Origin of the sequence: Sutcliffiella sp. NC1 (assembly GCF_027594365.1) — a bacterium.
Classification (GTDB): Bacteria; Bacillota; Bacilli; order Bacillales; family Bacillaceae_I; genus Sutcliffiella; species Sutcliffiella cohnii.
On the sequence record NZ_CP115153.1, the window covers coordinates 1,476,287 to 1,496,026 of the forward strand.

21 protein-coding genes are annotated in these 19,740 nt (G+C 35.4%); 12 read left to right on the forward strand and 9 right to left on the reverse strand.

The genetic code is table 11. The features are described 5' to 3' along the window. Positions 1 to 116: 116 nt before the first annotated feature. Positions 117 to 1,670 carry an ATP-binding protein gene (locus O1A01_RS07720; RefSeq protein WP_270065973.1) on the forward strand — a complete coding sequence of 518 codons (1,554 nt, stop codon included), beginning with the start codon at positions 117 to 119 and terminating at the stop codon, positions 1,668 to 1,670. A gap of 57 nt (positions 1,671 to 1,727) precedes the next feature. Here O1A01_RS07720 and O1A01_RS07725 read toward each other — a convergent pair whose 3' ends face one another. From O1A01_RS07725 to O1A01_RS07735, 3 genes are read right to left on the reverse strand one after another with little or no spacing between them, the layout of a single operon-like run. After that, positions 1,728 to 2,024, reverse strand: a complete 297-nt coding sequence (locus O1A01_RS07725) for a hypothetical protein (RefSeq protein WP_066412152.1) — start codon at positions 2,022 to 2,024, stop codon at positions 1,728 to 1,730. 2 nt (positions 2,025 to 2,026) lie between these two features. Further along, positions 2,027 to 2,611: a precorrin-2 dehydrogenase/sirohydrochlorin ferrochelatase family protein gene (locus O1A01_RS07730; protein WP_270065974.1), complete on the reverse strand. Its 585-nt coding sequence runs from the start codon at positions 2,609 to 2,611 to the stop codon at positions 2,027 to 2,029. Further along, positions 2,608 to 3,372, reverse strand: coding sequence for a sirohydrochlorin chelatase (locus tag O1A01_RS07735; RefSeq protein WP_270065975.1), 765 nt, complete (start codon positions 3,370 to 3,372; stop codon positions 2,608 to 2,610). The genes O1A01_RS07730 and O1A01_RS07735 overlap by 4 nt, the downstream gene beginning before the upstream one ends. A gap of 260 nt (positions 3,373 to 3,632) precedes the next feature. Between O1A01_RS07735 and nirB the strand changes: the two genes are divergently transcribed. From nirB to cobA, 3 genes are read left to right on the forward strand one after another with little or no spacing between them, the layout of a single operon-like run. Then, positions 3,633 to 6,032, forward strand: coding sequence for a nitrite reductase large subunit NirB (gene nirB / locus O1A01_RS07740; protein ID WP_270065976.1), 2,400 nt, complete (start codon positions 3,633 to 3,635; stop codon positions 6,030 to 6,032). Positions 6,033 to 6,046: 14 nt separating this feature from the next. Beyond that, positions 6,047 to 6,358: a nitrite reductase small subunit NirD gene (gene nirD / locus O1A01_RS07745; protein WP_066412130.1), complete on the forward strand. Its 312-nt coding sequence runs from the start codon at positions 6,047 to 6,049 to the stop codon at positions 6,356 to 6,358. A gap of 12 nt (positions 6,359 to 6,370) precedes the next feature. After that, positions 6,371 to 7,837 carry a uroporphyrinogen-III C-methyltransferase gene (gene cobA / locus O1A01_RS07750; protein WP_084380173.1) on the forward strand — a complete coding sequence of 489 codons (1,467 nt, stop codon included), beginning with the start codon at positions 6,371 to 6,373 and terminating at the stop codon, positions 7,835 to 7,837. A gap of 72 nt (positions 7,838 to 7,909) precedes the next feature. Here the strand turns inward: cobA and O1A01_RS07755 are convergent, their stop codons facing one another. The 4 genes from O1A01_RS07755 to O1A01_RS07770 are packed head-to-tail and all read right to left on the reverse strand — an operon-like array spanning position 7,910 to position 11,688. After that, the gene (locus O1A01_RS07755; RefSeq protein ID WP_270065977.1) at positions 7,910 to 8,983 is read right to left on the reverse strand and encodes an ABC transporter substrate-binding protein; all 1,074 of its coding nucleotides are present in this window, start codon (positions 8,981 to 8,983) and stop codon (positions 7,910 to 7,912) included. After that, complete coding sequence (locus O1A01_RS07760) at positions 8,980 to 9,783, reverse strand: ABC transporter permease (protein ID WP_066412124.1); 804 nt, start codon at positions 9,781 to 9,783, stop codon at positions 8,980 to 8,982. Before O1A01_RS07760 ends, O1A01_RS07755 begins: the two co-directional genes overlap by 4 nt. 1 nt (position 9,784) lies before the next feature. Further along, positions 9,785 to 10,588 (reverse strand): ABC transporter permease, encoded by an 804-nt coding sequence (locus O1A01_RS07765; protein ID WP_066412121.1) that lies wholly within the window; start codon positions 10,586 to 10,588, stop codon positions 9,785 to 9,787. Then, complete coding sequence (locus O1A01_RS07770) at positions 10,588 to 11,688, reverse strand: ABC transporter ATP-binding protein (RefSeq protein WP_066412116.1); 1,101 nt, start codon at positions 11,686 to 11,688, stop codon at positions 10,588 to 10,590. The genes O1A01_RS07765 and O1A01_RS07770 overlap by 1 nt, the downstream gene beginning before the upstream one ends. 239 nt (positions 11,689 to 11,927) lie before the next feature. Between O1A01_RS07770 and O1A01_RS07775 the strand changes: the two genes are divergently transcribed. Continuing rightward, on the forward strand, positions 11,928 to 13,661 hold the full coding sequence (locus tag O1A01_RS07775; protein WP_066412113.1) for an ABC transporter ATP-binding protein: 1,734 nt from the start codon (positions 11,928 to 11,930) through the stop codon (positions 13,659 to 13,661). Between the two features lie 43 nt (positions 13,662 to 13,704). Here O1A01_RS07775 and O1A01_RS07780 read toward each other — a convergent pair whose 3' ends face one another. Next, entirely contained in the window at positions 13,705 to 14,343 is a 639-nt protein-coding gene (locus tag O1A01_RS07780) for a queuosine precursor transporter (protein WP_066412110.1), read from the reverse strand. A 169-nt stretch (positions 14,344 to 14,512) separates the two neighbouring features. Between O1A01_RS07780 and O1A01_RS07785 the strand changes: the two genes are divergently transcribed. The 5 genes from O1A01_RS07785 (at position 14,513) to O1A01_RS07805 (ending at position 17,110) form a co-directional block, all read left to right on the forward strand. Continuing rightward, the gene (locus O1A01_RS07785) at positions 14,513 to 14,857 is read left to right on the forward strand and encodes a hypothetical protein (protein ID WP_066412107.1); all 345 of its coding nucleotides are present in this window, start codon (positions 14,513 to 14,515) and stop codon (positions 14,855 to 14,857) included. Between the two features lie 134 nt (positions 14,858 to 14,991). Continuing rightward, positions 14,992 to 15,525 (forward strand): GNAT family N-acetyltransferase, encoded by a 534-nt coding sequence (locus O1A01_RS07790; RefSeq protein WP_066412106.1) that lies wholly within the window; start codon positions 14,992 to 14,994, stop codon positions 15,523 to 15,525. Positions 15,526 to 15,539: 14 nt separating this feature from the next. Continuing rightward, complete coding sequence (locus O1A01_RS07795) at positions 15,540 to 15,824, forward strand: TIGR04104 family putative zinc finger protein (protein ID WP_066412104.1); 285 nt, start codon at positions 15,540 to 15,542, stop codon at positions 15,822 to 15,824. A gap of 93 nt (positions 15,825 to 15,917) precedes the next feature. Beyond that, positions 15,918 to 16,679 (forward strand): MerR family transcriptional regulator, encoded by a 762-nt coding sequence (locus O1A01_RS07800; RefSeq protein ID WP_066412102.1) that lies wholly within the window; start codon positions 15,918 to 15,920, stop codon positions 16,677 to 16,679. A gap of 119 nt (positions 16,680 to 16,798) precedes the next feature. Further along, on the forward strand, positions 16,799 to 17,110 hold the full coding sequence (locus tag O1A01_RS07805; protein WP_270065978.1) for an Mpo1-like protein: 312 nt from the start codon (positions 16,799 to 16,801) through the stop codon (positions 17,108 to 17,110). A gap of 44 nt (positions 17,111 to 17,154) precedes the next feature. Here O1A01_RS07805 and O1A01_RS07810 read toward each other — a convergent pair whose 3' ends face one another. Further along, positions 17,155 to 17,766 (reverse strand): serine/threonine protein kinase, encoded by a 612-nt coding sequence (locus tag O1A01_RS07810; protein ID WP_066412075.1) that lies wholly within the window; start codon positions 17,764 to 17,766, stop codon positions 17,155 to 17,157. Positions 17,767 to 18,223: 457 nt separating this feature from the next. On the opposite strand from O1A01_RS07810, the gene O1A01_RS07815 reads away from it, so the two are divergent. Then, positions 18,224 to 19,408 (forward strand): glycosyltransferase family 4 protein, encoded by a 1,185-nt coding sequence (locus O1A01_RS07815; RefSeq protein WP_066412072.1) that lies wholly within the window; start codon positions 18,224 to 18,226, stop codon positions 19,406 to 19,408. A 160-nt stretch (positions 19,409 to 19,568) separates the two neighbouring features. Then, on the forward strand, positions 19,569 to 19,706 hold the full coding sequence (locus O1A01_RS07820) for a hypothetical protein (RefSeq protein ID WP_157076584.1): 138 nt from the start codon (positions 19,569 to 19,571) through the stop codon (positions 19,704 to 19,706). Positions 19,707 to 19,740 lie beyond the last annotated feature (34 nt).

Sequence of the window (19,740 nt, forward strand, 5' to 3'; positions counted from 1 at the left end):
CGGTTAGCTTTTTATCCTTTATTCGGTAATACCAATAATAAGATAATGCAGAAAATGTAATAAAAAGTTATAATTGATAATTATTGAAATAATAAAAAAGGTTGGTTCTAAAAATAATGTTAAATGAATATTTAGCAAAAGTAAGGCACCGTTGTATTGAAAATAAACTAGACCCAAAATTAATCCCTTCTTTTACGAAAATATCATGGAATGAACTTAATAGAATAAGAGATGAATATAAAGAACGGTTGGCAGTTATCCAAACGTTTATGGAAAGATTTATTTATAGAAATAGTGGTATCCCGGTATTAGTTACAGTGACTGATGCCGATGGGAATTTTATTGACTACTTGGGGGATAAAAGCTTAGAAGAAACAGTTGTTCACCAAGTTGGTTTACAAATGGGAGTACAGTTTAAAGAAGAGCTAGTAGGAATTAGTTCTATTAGAGCGGCAATTGACTTAGAAATCCCAGTTCAATTGATTGGAACGGACCATTATCATGAATTTCTTCATCAATCGGCTTGTTATAGTGTTCCGTTACATGTGAATGAAAAACTAATAGGCACGATATCTATCATGACTTTTTTAAATTATGCACATCCTATGATTCTAACATCTTTAGAAACAGTAGTAGATTTTATTGAACGTGAATTAGAACTATTGGATAGAAATCGTTATTTAGATGAAATGAATGAAATGATACTAAAGCAAGCTAATACGGGTTACATCGTCATTGATAAAGATGGGAAGGTTGTAAAAGTAAATCCGAAAGCGCAAGCGATGATTCAGAGTATTAAAGAAGAGGAAACTCTTATTCAAGACTTAGCGCCGTTTAATGAACTATATGTATTATTCAGTCGGGGAGAAGCTATCCGGGGAAATAAAGTGGTCTTAACAAATGAGGAAGAAAACCTTACTTGTTTAGTAGATTATTTTCCATTCCCACAAGGAACCTTGATCCAAATCCATGATATATCAGAGTACCAAAAGACAGAATGTTATATCCAAAATGCAGAAAAGTTATCTATCGTTGGACAGTTAGCAGCAGGTGTTGCACATGAAATAAAAAATCCGCTAACGACCATAAAAGGGTTTATGCAGTTTATACAAGAAGACCAATTAGATAGTCGATACTTGTCTGTTATCCTTAAAGAGATTGAGAGAATAAATGAGATTACAAACGAATTTTTAGTACTCGCAAGACCTACTGAACGTGCTAAAGAGTGGTATGATGTAAAAACTCTATTACAAGAAATGGATGTCTTATTATCGAGTTTTACTATTCAGAAAAATATTGAAATAGTTCAAGATTATATGGAGATACCACGTATATACTGCGATGGCAATCAATTAAAGCAAGTTTTCATTAATATCGTCATGAATAGTGTTGAAGCACTGGAACCTAATGGGAATATTCACATCTCTGTACAAAAGAATTCGAATAATTTCATTTTAATTCGTTTTGTAGATAATGGTTGTGGTTTTCCAAAGCAAATATTAGAAAGTGTGGGAAAGCCTTTTATTACAACGAAAGAAAATGGGAATGGTTTAGGAATTATGATTTGTAAAAGAATTGTCGAAACCATTCATAGTGGGACATTAAACCTTTATAATAATGAGCAAGGTGGAGCAGTAGTAGAAGTGCTTTTACCTATTGGAAAAGATTGAAAAGTCGCTAACATGTAGTTAGCGACTTTTTCGGGATAACCTAGCTCTATTTATATACTATTTCCTCTTCAATTTTTCTATTTCTTCTGACACGACAAAGGCTAAGTCGTCATTACCGAATAATGATAGGACCGCTAACAACGTCTCGTTAGAAATCTCTCCAGCCTCTTCTTTATCGACTGTTAACTCCATCGCTTGTGCTAATGCAATATTGTCTACTTGTCCAGGATAAGCTTTGGAGTATAGAGAAACAGGATCTAAATTGTTGTTTATACACCATTGTGCAAACACTAAAATCATCATGTTTTCTTCTTTTTGATAGTTATCAATAATTGCTTTTTCTATTTCTTTCATTCTTACCTCTCCTTGTTTAACGGGAATTTAGTGATCTTTTGTAAATGAGCTTTTCGTTCTGTTTCGGTATGTAAGTTACGAAGTGCCCATTCACGTTCTGTTTGTAACTGCTCCAAATAATCTTTATATTCAGGTCCAAATTCCTTTTGTAAATGCTGTTTTATTGTTTTTGCTAATATTGGACTTGCACCGGATGTACTTACAGCAATCTTAAGATGACCTTGTTTGATGTAAGCAGGAAAGTAGAAGTTACTGCTGTACTGATTGTCTACTATATTGATTAAAGGAACATGAATACTAACTTTATTTGCAATTCTCTCATTTAACTCTCGGTTGTTTGTTGCGACAACGGCCAGGAAACAGTTAGTCGGGATGTATGTGAGTATTTCATCAAAATTATTTATCGATATATTTACATAGTGAAAACGAGGGATAAGTGCTTGTAATTCTTCTGAAATGTTTTCACTAATAATGGTGAGGTCGGCCCCTTCCTCTAGCAAAAATTTCACCTTTCTCGTTGCAACTTTTCCACCACCAAAAATAACACATTTTTTCGCATCCAATTTAATCATTAATGGTGTTGTCATCCTTCTTCCTCCTGAACAATTCTCTCAGAAATTTTAGCTTCAAGCCATGAAGTCATAAGAGGATGAGGGATTAACGTTTGACCATTCCACATTACGTCTAACCCATCTAACTTAGATGGTATCTTTTTTTCTGTTAAGTAGCCTTGGCTAATAACGAGCGGGATAGCTATTAGTTTTTTTCCATTTCGTAATAATCTCTTTGCAACGAATGTAACATTATCAGGGTGTAGAGTTGCATAGCTAATGGCAGAAAAAGAGTAGTGATGTTCGATTTTTTGTTTTAATTTCTCTAAAAGCTGTTTCCAAATATGATTATTATAAGCCTGTTCACTTCCATGGGCGATAAGTAATAGATTTTCTTCACTTGAATTGCTGGATAACATATTTATTTGCTCAAAAATTAATTTGAACAGAATTGGGTCATCATCCATAGGACTACACCATAAAATAGGAGTGTTTATAGATATTTGTTGAATGTCAGGATGGTTCGTTGAATGATCTAATCCAAGAATATATTTTATTTCATTAAGGTGAGTACTTCCTGATGAAACAAATAAAGGAATGATAATAATTTTGTTTACGCCTATATTTTCTAATAAGCTTATACCACTCGAGATAGTTTGTTCTTTATCAAATTCTAAGTACGCTATCGTTTTTGGAAAAGGTGTTTGAACAGCTTGAACAGTATTTTCTATCAGTATTTTAGCTTGGTTATTTTTCGTACCATGTGCAATAACTAATACTCCATAGTCTTTCTTCACTAGATGAACTCGCTCCTTACACATACTTATTTTTTCATTTTACAATAAAGAGGGTAAGATAACCAATGAACAAAAATTAATTCAAGTGTGATAAATAGCACAAACAGATCTGCTAACACGATATATAATAAAACCATAAAGAACTAACAACCTAACTTGTGAAAAGGTGAGCAAGTTGGTGTGAGTCATATTTTTTTAAGGATACTTGTGAAATATTGAGCAAACTTTTTTGAAATGGACGCGCTAGAGGAGGAACGAATATGAAGCAGCTCTTAATGATAGGTAACGGCATGGCAGGAATTCGCTGTATCGAGGAAATATTAAAAAGAAATAAGGATCGGTTTGAAATAACGATTATAGGGGACGAGCCACATCCAAATTATAACCGTATTATGCTTTCCAATGTACTACAAGGAAAAGCAAACATGAATGAAATCATTATGAACGAATGGTCATGGTACCGTGAGAATGGGATTACACTGTATACGGGCGAAAAGGCAGTTCAAATTAATAAAAATAAAAAGTATGTTACTACTGATAAACAGCGGACAATTTATTACGATGAGCTCATTATCGCAACTGGCTCTAGCGCTTTTATTTTACCAATTCCGGGAAGCGAGTTAGAGGGCGTTATTGGTTTCCGTACGATGAAAGATACAGAAACAATGATAGAAATGGCAAAAACGAAGTCTAAAGCCGTTGTCATTGGTGGAGGACTACTCGGTTTAGAAGCAGCACGCGGATTAATAGATCAAGGAATGGAAGTGCACGTTGTACACCTTTTATCAACATTAATGGATCAGCAATTAGACGCTCCAGCAGCAAGATTACTGAAAAAAGACCTTGAAAAACAAGGTATGAAGTTTTTAATGGAAAAGCAAACATCTGAAATTTTAGGAACAGAACATGTAGAAGGCTTAAAATTTAGCGATGGCACGACTATTGAATGTGACCTAGTCGTGATGGCGGTTGGTATTCGTCCGAATATAGCCCTAGCAAACGAAGCTGGGCTTGAAGTAAACCGTGCCATTATCGTTGATGATGTGATGAGAACTTCTGCTCCATCTATTTATGCAGTAGGAGAATGTGCGGAGCATAACGGAATTGCTTACGGTTTAGTAGCTCCTCTTTACGAGCAAGGTGTTGCACTAGCTGACTATTTAGTAGGTAATCCGACAGAAGGTTATAAAGGTAGCTTATTATCCACTCAATTAAAAGTTTCAGGTTGTGACTTATTCTCGGCAGGTCAAATACTTGAAAATGATGATACAGACGCGATTGTCGTACATGACACAGCGGCAAAAGTTTATAAGAAAGTACTCGTGAAAGAAAATAAAATTGTTGGAATCGTATTGTATGGAGACACGTCAGACGGGAATCGCTTATTCTCCATGATGAAAAAAGAGACTGACATTTCTGAGTTCACGACAGCTTCAATCTTACAAAAAGCAGGTGAAGGAGATAATGCTAGTCTCGTAGCGGAAATGCCTGCGGAAGAAACTGTTTGTGGCTGTAACGGGGTTACGAAAGGAAACATCGTTCAAGCAATTTTAGAGCAAGGATTAACAACGTATGAAGATGTAAAAAAATGTACAAAAGCTGGAGGCTCTTGCGGTAAATGTAAACCAGTTGTAGAAGATATTTTAGCTCATACACTTGGTGATTCATTTGATGCAGCTGCACAAACAACGGGAATGTGTGAATGTACTTCGTTAAGCCGTGATGAAGTAGTAGAGCAAATAAAAGAAAAAGGTCTTCAATCTCCAGTAGAAGTACGCTATGTTCTAGAATTTTCAAACCCAGAAGGATGCTCCAAATGTCGTCCGGCTCTGAACTATTATATGCGTATGCTTTATCCTGAAACGTACGAAGATGACAAAGCATCTCGTTTCGTTAACGAACGTATGGAAGGAAACATCCAAAATAACGGGACATTCTCTGTTATTCCTCGTATGTACGGGGGAACAACAACGGCGGATGAGTTAATTCGTATGGGAGAAGTAGCGAAGAAATACGAAGTTCCATTAGTAAAGGTCACAGGTGCTAGCCGAATTGGACTATACGGTGTGAAAAAAGAAGATTTACCGCAAGTGTGGCAAGACTTAGGAATGAGTTCTGGTTATGCATACTCAAAATCATTACGTAACGTAAAATCTTGTGTAGGTTCAAGATTCTGCCGATTTGGTACACAAGATTCACTAGGTTTAGGAATTCGTTTAGAGCAAGAATTAGAAATGGTAGATACGCCACATAAAATGAAAATGGGTGTTACCGGTTGCCCACGTAACTGTGCAGAAGTGTTAACAAAAGATTATGGAGTCGTTTGTGTAGAAAACGGTTATCAGCTGTATGTAGGTGGAAATGGCGGTACCGAAGTGCGTGAATGTGATCTTCTAACAACAGTGAGAACAGAAGATGAAGTAGTCTTATTTGCGAAAGCGTATATGCAATATTACCGTGAAACTGGTGTGTATGGGGAGCGTACTGCACCGTGGGTGGAGCGTCTAGGTGTAACGCACATTAGAAAAGTGTTACTTGATGAGACTCGCCGAAATGAATTAGTGGAAAAATTTGACCAAGCTCGTGCTACGTATGAAGAGGCATGGAGCAAAATGAGTAAAACAGATAATAAAAAAATATATGAAGTGACGAGAAAATAAGGAGGGGCCCTATAATGATTGCTACAAAAATAAAAGTAATAGATTTGAAGGATCTTCCAAAACTTATTGGAAAAGAAGTAGAAATAAACGGTGTATCCATCGCACTCTTTCATTTAAGTAATGGAGATGTACGAGCGATAGGAAGTCGTTGTCCACATACGAACGGACCGTTAGCGGAAGGAATCGTTTCAGGAGAATATGTTTATTGTCCATTAAAGGATTGGAGAGTATCGCTCATCACTGGGGAAGTACAACCTCCAGATGAGGGGAAAGTAGAAGTTTACGAGACAGAAGTAATAAATGGGGAAGTGTACATCACTTTCTAGGAGGCTAATAAAATGAATGGATTTGTATCGTTTGTTGGAGCAGGACCTGGTGATATCGGATTAATTACAGAAAAAGGAATACGTTGTATTGAAAAAGCTGACGTCATTTTATACGATCGATTAGTTAATCCTAGGTTGTTACGTTACGCAAATGGTAATTGTGAATTTATCTATTGCGGCAAGCTACCTAATCGTCACGTCATGCGTCAAGAAATGATTAACGTCGCGTTAGTAGAATATGCTCTAAAAGGATTACGAGTTGTTAGACTAAAAGGTGGCGATCCATCCGTTTTTGGCCGAGTAGGAGAAGAGGCTGAAGCTGTTAAAGAAGCGAATATTAACTACGAGATTGTACCTGGTGTAACTTCTAGTATCGCTGCTGCTAGCTATGCAGGTTTTCCTGTAACGCATCGTGAATATAGTACGAGCTTCACAGTGCGAACTGGACACTATTGTAATAATAACGCGAACTACAATCGTGAAAAAGATGAGCACGGGGACACGATTGCCTACTATATGGGAGTGAAAAATTTACCACATCATTGTGAACATTTAATCAAGGAAGGTTTGTCTCCTGAAACGAAAGTAGCTGTCATTGAGTGGGCAACTACTGGAAAACAACGTACAGTGGTCGGTACATTAAGTACCATTACAAATATAGTAAAAGACAAAAACATTCAAAACCCTGCCATGACGTTAATTGGTGATGTCGTTTCTTTAAGAGAAAAGCTATCCTGGTTTGAAGAGAAGTCACTTTTCGGAAAACGTATTTTAATAGCAAAAGCAACAAGTGAAGATAGTGAACTAGAACAATATTTATTAGGGTTAGGATCAGAAGCATATGCATTCCCGACTTTGAAGAAAGAAATAGTACCTCTATCAGTAGATGATATAGAAAAAGTATTAAAGACCGAAAAATTACTCATAACTGTGCCGGAAAGTGTTGATATTTTAATAGATTCATTATTCGGATACGGGTATGATGTCCGAGATTTGCCAAGAATGATTGGTTGTTTAACAGAAAAAACGTTACGTGCGCTTCAATCAAGTGGAATAAGGGGAACGTTAGTAACGGAATTAGAAGAAGGAATGGTTGTAATAGGTTCTCAATATGGGAAACAGTCACCACACCATCCAGTATCGATAGTAACTCATCGTCTCGTTCGTGACGAACGTTTTACAGAAGTTGAAACGAGATTAATAGAAGAAGATCATTGGGAAACGATTATATTCCCTAATCGAGCCTCCGTTCATACTTTTATAAAAGAAGCAAAAGTATTAGGTTTACCATTAGAGACACTAAAATTTGCTTACATTGGTAAATCAGTAAAAGCATACGCGGAACAACATGGATTTACCGAAGTTGATAACGAAGTCCAAGAAGAACTAAATAAATGGTTGAACAATAATCGAAAACTATTATCTTTAAAAGAAAAACAAAAGGAATATAATCCAAGAGTTCTCCAATTAAGTAAATAATAAACACTGCAAAAACAGCCAAACAAAAATAGGTCAGCTTCTAATTGAAGACTGACCTACTTTTTTTTTCCACTATTTCCGATGCATTTTAAACTCTAAAAACAGTTCGTTATAATAAGCTAAATTCCACTTCCCGATATTTTCATACACCTCAAGTTTTTCTGTTAACTCTTCAGGTGGATAAAAACGCTCATCTTCCGTCATATCTTCCGGCATAAAAGCTAGAGCCTCTTTGTTCGGAGTAGAATAACTTACCCATACCGTATTTATCGCTGCAATTTCAGCATCTAAAATAAAGTTAATAAACATGTGAGCAGCCTCGATATTTTTCGCTGTTTTTGGGATAACCATATTATCAAACCAAAGATTTGAACCTTCAATAGGTACAACATAGTCTAAGTTATCATTTTCCCACATCATATCCGCCGCATCGCCGGACCAAACGAGCCCAATAGCGGCTTCTTCGTTTGCGATGAGCATTTTTATTTCATCACCAACGATTGCTTTAATATTCGGAGTCAAAAGGTCTAGTTTGCTTTTTGCTTCAAGAAGATGTTCTCTATTCGTATCATTTAATGAATAGCCTAGACTATTTAATCCCATCCCAATGACTTCCCGAGCACCATCTGTTAAAAGTATCTCGTTTTTAAAAGTAGGATCCCACAGGTCATTCCAGCTTGTAATTTCGATACCTGGTAGCATGGCAGTGTTATACACAATGCCTACAGTTCCCCAAAAGTAAGGAACAGAATATTTGTTTTCTGGGTCAAAAGGTAAATCTATAAATCTTTCATCGATGTTCGATAAATTTGGTATTTTATCGTGTTCAATAGGTAATAAAAGATCCTCTTCAATCATCTTTTCAATCATATATTCGGAAGGTACGGCAATATCATACGATGTACCACCTTGCTGAATTTTCGTCATCATTGCTTCGTTCGAGTCAAACGTTTCGTATATGACACTAATTCCAGTTTCTTCCGTAAATAAACTAATTAAATCAGGATCGATGTAATCGCCCCAATTGTAGATCGTTAGCGTATTACCGCTAGAGTATCCTTGAGAGTCATTTAATTTCGCAATACTCCATAATAAAAGAGCGGATACGGCAACAATTAAAACGAAAAACTGAATAAGTTTCTTCATTTTCGTACCCCCATTACCGTAGACTTAGAACGTTGTGCAATGAAGTAATAGACAATAACGAGAATAATAGTAAATAGGAATAGCAACGTTGATAACGCATTAATGTTTAATGAAACACCGCGACGTGCCAAAGAATAAATTTCTACCGATAACGTACTAAATCCATTACCTGTTACGAAAAACGTTACGGCGAAATCATCTAAAGAAAAAGTTAACGCCATAAAGAACCCAGCCATAATACCAGGGGTTAAATACGGCAATATTACTTTCGTTAAAACATCCCAACTATTTGCACCTAGATCACGTGCCGCGTCTACTAATGAAGAACTCATTTCGTTTAACTTAGGTAAAACCATTAGTACGACAATCGGCACACTAAATGCAATATGGGATAAAAGAACAGAGTAAAAACCTAACTTGTAACCAGTAACGGTAAATAGTATTAAAAATGACGCCCCAATAATAACGTCTGGACTGACGATAAGAACATTATTAAACGACATTAACATATTTCTTGTCGCTCTTCGTCTAAATGAATGAATCCATAACGCTCCTAAAACGCCAATAATGGTTGCTATGAGAGCAGATAGTAACGCAACAACTAGAGTATTTAAAACAATGATTAACAATCGATAATCTGTAAATAATTCACGATACCAATCTAGTGTGAAACTTTCAAAGTTATACATCGTGCCACCGCTATTAAACGAGTAGAAAATTAAGAAAAATATCGGTGTATAAAGTATAAGGAAAATAAAAATTAAAAAAAGTTTGGAAAAGGGAGATAACTTTTCTTTCATTCTACACACTCCTCTTTCGATTACTAGTGAGTGCCATGATTCCGAACATGATCAATATTAAGAAAACAGCAATGGTTGATCCCATTCCCCAATCTTGTGTCACAAGGAAATGTTGCTCGATCGCTGTACCGAGCGTAATTACTCGATTTCCAGCTATTAATCTCGTTAACATAAATAGAGATAGGGCAGGAATGAATACAACTTGACAGCCTGCTTTTACTCCTTCAAGTGTTAACGGGAAAATAACTCTAGAAAAGGTTGTCCATTTCGACGCTCCCAAGTCTTTGGCCGCATCTACAAGTGTAGGGTTTAATTGATCTAAAGAGTTGAAGATCGGTAATATCATAAATGGAATAAAAATATAAACAGATACGAAAATAAAGCTGAAATCTGTAAAGAGAATTTGTTGACTACCGATGCCAATTATCTCTAAAAAGTGATTCGTCATCCCGTACGTACCAAAAATACCTAAAAATGCATATGCCTTTAAAAGTAAGTTAATCCATGAAGGAACGATGATAAGTAATAACCATAAATGTTTATGCTTTGTCCTTGTTAAAAGTAAAGCGGTAGGATAAGCGACAATGAATGAAATCAGTGTAATTAAAAACGCATACCAAAATGAGCTAAATGCCATTTGTATGTATACAGGAGTGAAAAACTTTTGATAGTTTGCTAGTGAAAACTGCCCATCCAAATCTAAAAATGAATAGTAAACAACTAACAGAATCGGCGCAATGACAAAGAAAATCATCCATAACATGTAAGGAATTGTATACCATTGGCGTGAATTACTACGGTTCATTATTCGTCGCCTTCCTTATACGCTTCTAAACGGCGATCGAACTCTTCTTCCGTCTCACCTAAGCGCATTACGTGAATCGCTTCTGGATCAAAATAAAGTCCAATTTTTTCACCGACGGAAGCTTTTTTCGTGGAATGGACTAGCCATTCATTACCGTCGTCATCGTAACAGGAAAGCTCGTAGTGAACGCCACGGAATAGCTGGGAATCCACTTCTACTTGCAGCTTGCCATTTTCTAAAGTAGTAATCTCTAAATCTTCCGGGCGGATAACAATTTCAACAGGTTCGTTTTCATTTAATCCTTGGTCCACACATTCAAACTGTTTTCCAGTAAATTGTACTACGTAATCCTTTACCATCGTTCCTTTTACAATGTTTGATTCACCGATGAAATCAGCAACAAATCGGTTAATCGGTTCATCATAAATATCTGTAGGGCTACCACTTTGCTCGATTTTACCTTTGTTTAGAACGAAAATTTCATCACTCATCGCAAGTGCTTCCTCTTGATCATGAGTAACAAAAATAAACGTAATACCGAGATTACGTTGAAGTTCACGTAATTCATACTGCATTTCCGTACGTAGCTTTAAATCTAGTGCGGAAAGTGGTTCGTCTAAAAGTATGACCTCTGGCTCATTTACGATTGCCCTCGCAATTGCTACACGTTGCCTTTGCCCGCCTGACATTTCTTTAATTTCTCTCGTTTCGTATCCATCAAGGTTTACGAAGTGTAGAGCTTCTTTTACTTTTTCATCGATGTCGGATTTCTTCCACTTTTTAATACGTAATCCAAACGCTACATTTTCAAACACATTTAAATGAGGAAACAGTGCATAATCTTGGAATACAGTATTTACTTGCCGTTTGTTTGCTGGTAAATCATTAATACGCTCACAGTTAAAGAAAATATCACCAGATGATGCCTCGGTAAAACCAGCAATGAGTCGCAATATTGTTGTTTTTCCACAACCGGAAGGACCTAATAAAGTATAAAACTTCCCTCTTTCTATTTCGAAACTCACATTATCTAAAACAGCTGGGTCGTTATCATATTGTTTTGTTACATTTTTAAACTCAATAATTGAAGAACTATTCATGATTGCCTCCTTATCTTAAAAGGTAAAAAAAGAATAGATAAGTATAATCCTAGTAAGATTTAACTATTCATTCAGAGAAAAATTATACACCTTCACACCGAAAATACAATAACCTTTGCGTCAATAAAATAAAATTATTTTTACATTCGAATCATTATTGAGTGAGAAAAGGTAATTATGTGCAAAATGAAGCTAAAAACATTATGATAGTACATGAATAATTGAAGGAGAAAATCGTAATGAAACAAGAAAAAAGTGGAGTAAAACCATTTCTATCCCTAATAGTATCTACAAAAATTCCAAAAGTAGCACTAACAATCGGGCTAATCGGAAGTATTATAACAACAATTGTTGGACTTTCCATTCCACTTTTAACGAGGGAGCTAGTGGATGGTTTTTCGACAGCGACTATTAGTGTTTCCATTATTATTGCTATTGCAGCAGTTTTTATTTTACAAGGTGTAATCGACGGTGTGTCTACCTATTTATTAGCTTCCGTTGGACAAACAATAGTATCTCGTCTTCGGGAGAAAATGTGGAAAAAACTTATTCGTTTACCAGTAAGCTACTTTGATAAACAACAAAGTGGTGAGTCGGTTAGTAGAGTCGTAAACGATACTGGAATTGTGAAGGATCTAATATCAAGTCATTTCCCTCAGTTTGTATCAGGTGTCATTTCCATCATTGGTGCGGTCATTATTTTACTTATTATGGACTGGAAAATGACGTTACTAATGTTAATCTCCGTTCCATTAACAATGGTTATTATGATTCCCCTTGGAAGTAGGATGGCGAAAATATCTCGAGGGTTACAAGACGAAACAGCGAAGTTTACAGGTAGTATACAACAAACATTAAGTGAAATTCGATTAATGAAATCGTCTAACGCAGAGAAGTTTGAAGAAAATAAAGGAATTAACGGTATTAAAAACTTATTGCAATTTGGCTTGAGAGAAGCTAAAATCTTCGCCCTTATTGGTCCTTTCATGTATTCAATCGTCATGATTGTTATTGTTGTCATTATTGGATACGGTGGAATTCGAGTGGCGAATGGAACGATGTCAACTGGTTCGTTAGTTGCATTTCTATTGTATTTATTCCAAATCATTTATCCAATAACTTCATTTGCAATGTTCTTTACGCAATTACAAAAAGCGAAAGGAGCGACGGAACGGATTATCGACATTATCGATTTGCCGTTAGAGGAAGGACAGGAAGGTTTGCATCTAGATATATCGAATATGCCGGTTCGAGTAGCAAATGTGTCTTTTGCTTATGGGGAGGAAGAGCCTGTTATTTACGATGTATCTTTTGAGGCGAAGCCGGGTCAAATGATCGCCTTTGCTGGTCCAAGCGGCGGTGGGAAAACGACAATGTTTGCCCTGTTAGAGCGCTATTACGAACCAACAGTTGGAGTTATTTTAATCGGTGGCACTCCTATTCATCAGCTATCGTTACAGTCATGGCGAAGTCAAATTGGTTATGTTTCTCAAGAAAGTGCGATGATGGCTGGAACGATTCGTGCGAATTTGTGCTACGGATTAGAAGGCTGGGAGGACATACGTGATGAACGATTATGGGAAGTTGCTAAAATGGCATATGCAGATGAGTTTATTAAAGAATTTCCAAAAGGACTGGATACAGAAGTAGGCGAGCGAGGGGTGAAGCTATCAGGTGGCCAACGTCAGCGAATTGCGATTGCACGAGCATTTTTACGTGATCCGAAAATTCTTATGATGGATGAAGCTACCGCGAGCCTAGACAGTCAATCAGAAAGTGTTGTACAAAGTGCTCTCTCTCGACTAATGAAAGGTCGGACAACATTTGTCATTGCCCATCGGTTATCAACAATCGTCGATGCAGACAACATTATTTTCATAGAAAAAGGAAAAGTAACGGGAATGGGAACCCATCAACAACTGATAGAGTCTCATTCGTTGTATCGTACTTTTGCTGAACAACAACTAACATAAAAATAGAAACGTTCAGTTTTTTTCTGAACGTTTCTTTTTATTTTTATGCGCTTATGGAAGTAGTCTCAGCCTCTTTTTTTGCAGCTGCCTTCGTTTTCTTCACTAAGAAGTATACGAGTGGCGTGTCTATAATCGCAACAAACACTTTGAAAATGTACTGCGTTGCAATAAGTGCCAATAGAGCAGAAGTAGGCATTGTTCCATAAAAAGCAACAGTAATAAATACAGTAGTATCTACTAACTGACTCAAAATAGTAGAGGCGTTATTGCGTAACCATAGTTTAGAACTACCGTGCTTGCTTCGTAATCGATGAAAAATATAAACATCTAAAAATTGACTAACGATATAAGCTGTTAAACTAGCAATAATTACTCGAAAACTACCACCTAGAATAGCAGAAAAGGCGTCTTGGTCTGCAAAAAATGGTGCAGGTGGTAAATATATCGCAATAAGAATGAAAATACTAGCAAAGATTTGAACGATAAAGCCTGCTTTTACCGTTTGTTGAGCAGCTTTTTTTCCGTATACTTCCCCAATCACGTCCGTAATCGGATAAGTAAACACATATACAATCGCTGCAGCAGGTAGGATGGCTAATCCCCACAAGTCAAATAGCTTTACACTAATAATATTAGATAATACTAAAAACCCAACGAAGAAAGAAGTTAGGAATAAATGCATCGTAAATCAGTTCCTTTTAATATATATTCATCCAAATACATAATGGACTATATTATTATACTTATGAATGCAGAAAAAGCAAATGAACGACATCACAAAGCACTTTATTAGTTGTCACGTCTCTTCATTAGGCGAATATCATGTAATAAAAAGAGATGGAGGTTTGAAAATGACGGAACAATTACAGTATAACGAAGAGAGAAACTTACATGATCAATGTGTGAAACTTAAGTTTTATCACGTTACCCTAACTATGAATGATGGTAGTTCTTTTGATGGGATTATAGAAGATGTTGATAGCAGCAATATCACAGTATTAGTTGGTGAAGACGTTTTAGATAGAGTAAATGAAACGGTAGAAGATCAGCGATATTACGGAGGCTATGGCTACGGACGTCCAAGAAGAAGATTTCGCCGATTTAGACGCCGTACTTTTCCGATTGCAACACTTGCTGCATTAGCACTATTACCTTATATTGCACCAACCCCTTATTATCCTTACTCATACTACTAAACGTTTAATTATTGCTTTACTTTATTTGAAAGTAAGGCTTTTTTTATGCAGTAATTGGTATTAATAGAAGGAGAAATATTATATATTTAAAAGAAAGAAATCTATTATACATTCGAAACCTAGGAGTTAATAAGATGAATATTTTTATTAGAGAAGAACAAACACAAGACTATAAAAATGTGGAACAAGTTATAAAAAGCGCTTTTGCAAATGTTAGTATTAGTGACCAAACTGAGCATAATTTAGTCGCCAACATTCGAAACTCGGGCGCATACATACGAGAACTTTCATTAGTAGCTATTGATAAAGATACCGAACAGATAGTTGGGCACATTCTTTATTCAAAAATAGCTATTATAAATGAAGAACATTCCATAGAATCACTTGCCTTAGCACCTGTTTCCGTTATACCAACTTATCAAAAAAAGGGCGTAGGTAAGTTATTAATAGAAGAATCCTTACGAATTGCGAGTAAACTAGGCTATGAGTCTGTTATAGTCCTCGGTCATCCAAACTATTATCCGAAGTTTGGGTTTCAGAAGGCGTCCCGTTGGGGAATAAAAGCACCATTTCATGTTCCCGATGAAGTTTTTATGGCATTAGAATTAAAGAAAGACGCCTTAAAAAATGTTTCGGGAGTCGTGGAATATAGTAAAGCATTTTTATAGAAAGAGGTGAAAGTATGTTTACGTGTGAAGGTTGTAACAAAAAGTATAGATGGGGGAAAATATATAAAAGTATTCTTTTAGGTTATAAACCTATACCTTGTGACTTTTGTGGGGCAGAACATAAAATCACATTTTCATCAAGGTTTATTGTCGTTGGACTAACCGTTTTACCGTTTTACATCTTTGGCCGTTTTTTATCACCGTTTTCAAATTTTTTTATTACTTTGTTATTCGGTCTCATCATCGTGTTTTTCTGCACGCTAGCTATCCCATACTTAGCAAAGTTTAAAAGAATATAGGAAATGATTACACTCTATAAAAAGAGTGTTTTTTTGTACTTGACCTTTACGTTGCGTAAACGTTTATGATGGAATTGTCAGGAGGGTAGAACGATGGAATATACAGTGAAAAAATTAGCGCAACTATCTGGGGTAAGTTCACGTACACTTCGTTATTATGATGAAATTGGTTTATTAAAGCCGGCAAGAATCAATTCATCAGGGTATCGATTATATGGACAACATCAAGTGGATATACTCCAACAAATTTTGTTTTATCGTGAACTAGAACTGAGTTTGGAAGACATAACGGAAATTATCCATCAACCAAACTTTAATCGTAACGTAGCATTACAACAGCATTACGAACAATTAATGAAGAAGCGTGCCCGCCTGGACAAAATATTGGAAACGATTGAAAAAACAATTGATTCTGTTAGTGGAGGGAATCCAATGAAAGACAATGAAAAATTTGAAGGATTAAAAGAAAAGATGATTAATGAAAACGAGCAAAAATACGGAGTCGAAATTCGTGAGAAGTATGGAGAAGCTGTAGTAGAAGAAAGCAATGCGAAGTTAAGGGGAATGACTCAGGAAAAATATGAGGCAATGGAAAAGTTAGGAGTAGAGATTTTTGAACTATTGAAAGAGGCATATGAAACAGGAGATCCGCAATCTGAGATAGCACAACAATTAGCTGCAAAGCATAAAGAATGGCTCGAATACTCATGGCCAGCCTATTCTAAAGAAGCACACATAGGGCTTGCAGAAATGTATGTTGCCGATGATCGTTTTACTGCTTATTATGATAAGGCTGTACAGGGTGGAACTAAATTTCTCCGAGATGCGATTGTCATTTATTGTGGAGGAAAATAAGAATGAAAGGCATGTCCGTCTCGGCATGCTTTTTGTTTTTTTGATGTTTAGGAAAAGTGCAAATTGCAACTACAATTTTATTTATAAAGTGGTCTATAATAGCTTTAGGGGGTGAAGGAATGAGAGAAAGAATAAGAAAAGATTTAATTCACTATCAAAGAGTACATGAAAATAAATGGAACCAAATATTGCACTACTTTGCATTCCTATTTGCTTTTTGGGGTTGGATCTTCCTATTTATTGATATAAAAATAACGATATTCCTTGCTATTCTACATTATTTATTTTCGTGGATTGGACATTTCTATTTCGAAGGAAATAAACCAGCAGCATTTAAATACCCGCATATCGGCTTTTATGCTGGTTTTTTATGGTTTTTCTTAAAAAGTATAGAACTAGCTACGAAAAGGCGAGTATTACCCACTTATTAAATTAAGTCAAAAAGGGTCAGAAACTCTCTAACCCTTTTTATAAATTACAGCAATACTCGTAGCATTCTTTTTTTGTAAAGGAATGCAATACAGTTTAATAGATAGCTAGGAAGTTGTTTAGGACAATACACCTTTCTATAATATTTGTAAGCCCTTTTTAAATCATTCCATTGAGTACACGTTCCCGTTTGTCGGAAACGAGCAACATCAATTAATTTTATATGACCATCATCTGTAATTAAAATGTTTCGTAAATGAACATCTGATGGATTCAGGCCACTTTCTCTTGCTAATTTCAAGGCTCTATCAATTTCTACAATATGTTGTTTCGAAATATACTTACCGGTAGTAAGACATTGAAATAATGTATCTCCATCAATGTAATCTATTGCGATAAAATTAGTACCGTAATCGTACATTTTCGGATAATACGGATTTCCATTAAGAATTTTATAAATCATTGCTTCCTCATTAACGATCGATAGGTGAGAAGGAAAAAATACTTTTAAAACGATATTGGTCGAACGAATTTTAAAAGCAAAAGCACTCCTTCCTTTCCCAATAAGCTCTAACTCTTCTGGTTTGTCTTTAAGTTTCATCGTGAAACCTTTCTTTTCAAAAATAACACCTGCAGCTAATTCTCTATATGTTTTCATGCTCGTAAACCTCCTAATATAGCATGCTTAGAAGTACAACGTAATATAATAAGAAAAACCTCCACCATAGATAGTGAAGGTTTTAGAGAACAGAAAAAGACCTTCACCATTAGGTAAAGGTCTTGCTAACAACGAAAGTTGCCAATATTGCCGAGAGCCTGCGCTCTGTAATGACGACAAATATTGTAAAAGCTACTCCCCTTTAGAGGAAAATAATGAAATTGTATAATCCTATTATAATAGAATATTAGGTTTATCGTCAATGGAGGGAAGAATAACCCAATATTGACATATAACTTTAACTTAACTTTTACCTTTTTCATACTGTAGCTTAAAACACCTTTTATATACTAATTAGACTAGTATAAAAAGGTGTTTTTACTATTTCTCTTATTTTTTAAAAGCGTCAAGTTCAGTATTTAGCGTTAATAATATAGTTGAAATAGGGTGAATCGTTATGAAAATATTAATTACAACCGAATGGTATGTTCCAGTTATTAATGGTGTTGTTACTTCTGTCGTTACATTGCAAAAGGAATTAAAGAAGTTAGGTCATGAAGTACGAATTCTTACATTGTCTAATAAATCATATAGAAATGGGGAAGTAACGTATATAAGCTCTGTTGGAGCAGGAAAAATTTACCCAGGTGCAAGAATCGCATTTTCCATTGATAATAAGCATATTGACGAACTAATCAATTGGGGACCTGATATTATTCATTCACAATGTGAATTTAGTACGTTTCGAATGGCTCGCTATATCTCGAAAAAATTAAACATACCAATTGTCCATACATACCATACTGTTTATGAAGATTATACACATTATTTTTCTCCGTATAGAAAATGGGGTAAAGCAATGGTAGCCGTTTTTTCACGAAAAGTGCTGAAAAATGTGAATGCGGTCATTACGCCAACTAAAAAAGTTAAGCATCTTCTTGAAGTTTATGGAATTAAACAACCAATTTATGTAGTACCAACTGGAATAGATGTCGTAAAATTTATAAACCCATTGAGTGAACTGATAAAGAAAAAAATCAAATTAAGACATGGCATAAACGCTAACGACAAGGTGTTAATATGTGTTGGCAGAGTTGCGAAAGAAAAAAACATTGAGGAACTAATATTATATATATCACGCCTTAAAAGTCGAACGTTAAAATTTTTAATTGTAGGTGATGGTCCACAACGATCTAGTTTAGAAGAATATGCAAAAAAGTTAAATGTTTTTGATAATATCATTTTTACAGGAATGGTGCCACCAAAAGAAATTGCTTCTTATTACCAAATAGGTGATGTTTTCGTTAGTGCATCAAACAGTGAAACACAAGGGTTAACGTATGTAGAAGCATTAGCAAGCGGTTTGCCTGCATTATGTCGAAAGGATCCTTGTTTAGATGATGTTATAATGGATGGGATTAATGGGTGGCAATATACAACATTTCAACAGTTTAGAGAGAGGCTTCATTTTCTCCTTAATGAAGAAGATTTACACCAACAGTTTAGTGAAAACGCCAGATCTGGAGTAATCCAACATTATTCCTCTACTAATTTTGCTAAAAAAATAGAAAGTATTTATTCACTAGTTTGCCGAGAACAGCTAACAAGTTTTAATTTAGTTAATAGGAATGAAGAAGGATAGGCCTGTTGAGGAGGGACTATCCTTTTATTATATTTATGTTATGTTAGAATATTCAGAAAAAACAGGGGTAAAAGATATAAAAAAACTATATATAATTAATTGCATTAACGACAAAAATCGATATTTTCCGGGAAATATGGATTAGAGGGGTTGTGACGGAGTGGGTAATGAAATCGAGGATTTGCATAAAATAAAAAGAGTCTTTAAGCCTAGTTTATCGATACCTATTTATACTACAATTATTGCAATTGGACCATTTTTACATTTATTACTCGATATTGCTGATTCAAAATTATGAAAGAATCTTAATGTTAACTCTACTATCGACTTTT